The 3,656-nt window shown below is 73.1% G+C and carries 3 protein-coding genes and 1 pseudogene; 1 reads left to right on the top strand and 3 read right to left on the bottom strand.

The features are described from left to right. Both G3I40_RS46760 and G3I40_RS45945 read right to left on the bottom strand, forming a co-directional pair. Positions 1-215: pseudogene (locus G3I40_RS46760) on the bottom strand (hypothetical protein); the annotation flags it as partial. Positions 216-362: 147 nt separating this feature from the next. Next, complete coding sequence (locus G3I40_RS45945; RefSeq protein ID WP_164560721.1) at positions 363-1,985, bottom strand: alkaline phosphatase D family protein; 1,623 nt, start codon at positions 1,983-1,985, stop codon at positions 363-365. Positions 1,986-2,165: 180 nt separating this feature from the next. Here G3I40_RS45945 and G3I40_RS45940 point away from each other — a divergent pair, with 180 nt between their 5' ends. Beyond that, complete coding sequence (locus G3I40_RS45940; RefSeq protein ID WP_164560720.1) at positions 2,166-2,582, top strand: VOC family protein; 417 nt, start codon at positions 2,166-2,168, stop codon at positions 2,580-2,582. Here G3I40_RS45940 and G3I40_RS45935 read toward each other — a convergent pair. Further along, positions 2,540-3,656 (bottom strand): PLP-dependent aminotransferase family protein (locus G3I40_RS45935; RefSeq protein WP_164560719.1); only part of this gene is annotated, 1,117 nt, incomplete at its 5' end. The two genes, G3I40_RS45940 and G3I40_RS45935, sit on opposite strands and share 43 nt — an antisense overlap.

Genomic DNA, 3,656 nt, shown 5'->3' with positions numbered 1-3,656 from the left:
TGCGCCGGGTCGGCCCCTGCTGCCGCGTCCTGCCGCCCGGCCGTCGCCCCGTCCTCGCTCTCGACGGAGGCGGGTGGCCGGGCGCCGGTATCCGCGGTCGGCGGCGCGTGCCCCGGGCGCCGTGACCACCACCCGGGGAACCCGGCGGTGGCGCGCTCCACCAGAATCCGGCACCAGTGAGGGACGGGACGGCGGTTCTTCTCGTGCGATGTCACTTGCTTCTTCACTCGCGTCACATCAGACATGTCTGGACTCATGCATCCACTGTGAAGGAAGCGTGTTGCGTGATCACGAACGCTCTGTGACCGATGGGTAAAGAGGGTATTTGTCTCTTTTCCTGGTCGCCGTGGGATGCCGGGCGGCTACTGGCCCACGCGGCCCGGCTGCAGCGTCCGGGCGAACAGCACGTCGCCGCCCTCCTGCCGCAGCCGCACCGTCAGCTCGCCGCTGTGCCCGTCGATCTCGACCTCGCCGAAGTACGGCGGGGTCTCCGCCGGCGAGGTGTTCGCCCGCGTCGGCGCCTTGAGGAACACCTGCCGCGGGCCGAACGTCCCGTCGAGCTTCGCCGCCTGGAAGCCGCCCGCGGCCAGCGGGCCCGACACGAACTCCCAGAACGGCGCGAAGTCCTGGAACGCGGCGCCCGACGGCTCGTAGTGCTGGGCGGAGGTGTAGTGCACGTCGGCCGTGAGCCACAGGGTGCCCGTGATCTTCTGGTGCTTGATGTGCCGCAGCAGCTCCGCGATCTGCAGCTCCCGGCCGAGCGGCGCGCCCGGGTCGCCCTGCGCCACCGCCTCGAAGTCGACCGCGCCGTCGCTCACCACGAGCCCCAGCGGCATGTCCGAGGCGATCACCTTCCAGGTCGCCCGGGAGCGCGACAACTCCCGCTTCAGCCAGGAGAGTTGCTCGGCACCGAGGATCCCGGTCGTGTCGTCCGCCTGCCTGCCGGGCGAGTTCGCGTTGCGATACGTGCGCATGTCCAGGACGAACACGTCCAGCAGCGGGCCCTGTCGCAGCACCCGGTACACCCGCCCGCCGGCCCTCGACGAGGCCCCGCTCGCCGCCCCTTCCGGTCGTACGTCGCCCGGCGGCAGCGTCGAGACCGGGAAGTACTCGCTGAACGCGCGCAGCGACCGGGCCGCCAGCACGTCCGTGCTCTTCTCGGTGTAGCGGTCGTCGTCCAGGATCTGCCCCGGGTACCAGTTGTTGTGCACCTCGTGGTCGTCCCACTGCGTGATGGTGGGGACCTGGGCGTTGAACCGACGCGTGTGCTCGTCCAGCAGGTTGTAGCGGAACGCGCCGCGGAACTCCGCGAGCGTCTCGGCGACCTTGGACTTCTCCTCGGTCGTCACATTGCGCCACACCCGCCCGTCGGGCAGTGTCACGCTGGGCAGGATCGGCCCGTCCGCGTAGATGTTGTCGCCGCTGCACAGGAAGAAGTCCGGGTCCAGGGCGCGCATGTCCTCGTAGACGCGGTAGCCGCCGCGGTCGGGGTTGATGCCCCAGCCCTGGCCCGCGATGTCGCCCGACCACAGGAACCGCACCCCGTCCCGACGGCGCGTGGAGGCGGTGCGGAACGTGCCGGTGACCGGCTCGCCCGTGCGGCGCGGGTCGTCCGGGTCGGCGAGCAGCACCCGGTAGTGGATCTGCTCGCCGGACGGCAGGCCGCGCAGCCGGGTGGTGCCGGTGAAGTCGGTGCCGGGACCGACCAGCGGGCCGCGCCATCTGGTGACCCGCCGGAACGAGTCGGCGGCCGAGGTCTCGACGATCATCCGGGCCGGGCGGTCCGCACGGACCCACACCAGGCCCGAGTGCGCGGTGACGTCACCGGCCTGCACGCCCCAGGCCGCCTTCGGGCGCCCGGACAGGGCGAACGCGGGAGCGGTGAGACCGCCGACAGCGGGCAGCGCGAGCGCCGCCGAGGCGGCGAGTGAACCGCGCAGCACCGCACGGCGGCCGGGCAGGGGGTTCGGCGGTCGGGGTGACATGGGCGCCTCCAGTGACGGTTGCGACGACGGTGCGGTGCCACGGTGTGCGCGCGGCGCCGGTAGCCACACCTACTGTTTCACCGCAGCGCGCACACGAACCCCAAGTGAACAACTGGTCCCGTGGCCAAGGGAAAGGGGCGCGACCTTAAAGTTCGGTGTCCGCCGACGAAAGGCCCCGTGATGACCGCAGCACCGCTGTCCACCGCGCACATCCGCATCGCCCGCCCGTCCCGCGACCTTGCCGCCGCCGAGAAGTTCTGGGTCGGCGGGCTCGGCCTGAGCGTGGTCTGGCGCGCCGAGGGCGGCCCGGTACCCGGCGAGCACGACCTGCTGATGCTCGGCTGGCCCGACGCCTCCTGGCACCTCGAACTCGTCCACGAACAGGCGGCGCCGGTAGCGCCCCGCCCCACCGAGGAGGACCTCCTGGTCGTCTACGTCGACGGTCCCGTCCCGGACGACCTCGTCGCGCGGCTCGCCGCACACGGCGGCACCCGCGTCACCTCGCCGAACCCCTACTGGAACGAGTGGGGCGTCACCGTCGAGGACCCGGACGGCTACCGCTTGGTGCTCTGCACGCGCGCGTGGTCCAACTCCTGAACCGCGCGCGCCATGAGGCGCACCCCCTCGGTGATGCGGGCGGGCGTCAGGTGCGCGTACCCGAGCACCAGCGACAGGCCCAGGTCCGCGCCGCCGCTTCCGTAGTGGCTGAGGGGGCGGACGGCCACCCCGTGTTCCGCGAGCCGCTCCAGGAGGGCGGCGGGCGGGCCGTAGCGGTCCGGCAGCGTCGCGATGGCGTGCAGGCCCGCCGCGATCCCGCGGACCTCGGTGCCGGGCAGTCGCGCGTGCAGGGCGGCCACCAGGGCGTCCCGCCGCTCCTTGTACGCGCGTTGGCAGCGTCGCAGCTGCCGGTCGTACTCGCCGCGCTCGATGAACCGGGCCAGCACCGCCTGGTCCGGCGCCGGATTGCCGAGGTCCATGTACCGCTTGCGCGCCACGATCTCGTCGGCCAGCGCGTCGGGCGCGACGAGCCAGCCGAGGCGCAGCCCCGGCGCCAGTGACTTGCTCACCGAGCCCGTGTAGGCGACGTGTTCGGGGTCGAGGCCCTGCAGCGCGCCGACGGGGGCGCGGTCGTAGCGGAAGTCGCCGTCGTAGTCGTCCTCCACGACGAGTCCGTCCACCTCCCGTGCCCAGTCGAGGAGTTGGGCCCTGCGCGGGGCCGAGTAGGCGATGCCCGAAGGGAAGTGGTGCGACGGCGTCGTGACCACCGCCCGCACCCCGGAGCGGCGCAGCGGCGCCACGGCGAGGCCCTCGTCGTCCAGGGGCAGGCGCACGGCGCGCGGCCCCGCCGTCGCGAACAGGTCCTCGTACTGCGGGCTTCCCGGGTCCTCCACACCGATGGAGCGCTGCCCGCGCGCGTGGAGCACGGCGCCGAGCAGCGTCACCGCCTGCGTCACCCCCGAGCACACGATGATCCGCTCCGGGTCGCTCACCACCCCGCGGCGCCGTGCGAGCAGTGCGGCGAGGGCCGTACGCAGGCGGGGCAGGCCGCGTGGATCCGGGTAGCCGAGGGCGTGGTGCGGCAGTTCGCCGAGGATGCCGCGCTGCGCCGCCGCCCACGCGGCCCGCGGGAAGAGCGACAGGTCGGGGCTGCCCGCCACGAAGTCGGCCAAG

The organism is Streptomyces sp. SID14478, from assembly GCF_010548525.1.
In the GTDB taxonomy this organism is placed as follows: domain Bacteria; phylum Actinomycetota; class Actinomycetes; order Streptomycetales; family Streptomycetaceae; genus Streptomyces.
This window is presented reverse-complemented; position numbering and strand designations above follow the sequence as displayed.

Bases quoted from the DNA above. Each gene is read 5' to 3' on its own strand.
- G3I40_RS45945 (WP_164560721.1), bottom strand. From the start codon at position 1,985: ATGTCACCCCGACCGCCGAACCCCCTGCCCGGCCGCCGTGCGGTGCTG.
- G3I40_RS45940 (WP_164560720.1), top strand. From the start codon at position 2,166: ATGACCGCAGCACCGCTGTCCACCGCGCACATCCGCATCGCCCGCCCG.